Source organism: Crystallibacter degradans (genome assembly GCF_012952295.1).
Taxonomy (GTDB): domain Bacteria; phylum Actinomycetota; class Actinomycetes; order Actinomycetales; family Micrococcaceae; genus Crystallibacter; species Crystallibacter degradans.
The window spans coordinates 1-448 of the sequence record NZ_JABBCH010000089.1; the positions used below are offsets into that span (position 1 = coordinate 1).

A 448-nucleotide genomic window follows, 5' to 3' on the forward strand; every position below is an offset into this window, starting at 1 on the left:
GGGCGGGGGTGGCATGGACATGGGCATGAAACACATGCTGACGGGCGCCACCAGCGACTATCTCGGCGGTGACGCCGGCGATGTGAAGATTCCCGTCCACCTGTTCAACGGAAAACCTGCCCAGGAAGCCGAGGTCCTGGAGAGCAAACCCGGCAGCCGGATCCGGCTGCGGATCATCAACGCCGCCGGCGACACCGCCTACCGGGTCGGTGTACCCGGCCAGAAGCTCACCCTCACCCACACGGACGGCTTCCCCGTACAGCTCCACGACATTGACGCCGTTGTCCTCGGCATGGGCGAACGCATCGACGCCCTAATCACCGTGCGCGACGGCTACACGCCCGTCCTGGCACTGCCGGAAGGCAAGGAAGGCAACGCCTACGGTTTGATCAGCACCGGAATCGGAACACCTCCCCCGGCAGGGCGGATGCCCAAGACGCTGGACGGA

The 448-nt window shown here is 65.6% G+C and carries 1 protein-coding gene; it reads left to right on the plus strand.

Annotation, left to right across the window (positions count from 1 at the left end; translation table 11 throughout):
* Positions 1-25 precede the first annotated feature (25 nt).
* Positions 26-448, plus strand: a 423-nt coding sequence (locus HGO92_RS23240) for a cupredoxin domain-containing protein (RefSeq protein WP_502306001.1), incomplete at its 3' end; no start/stop codon positions are given.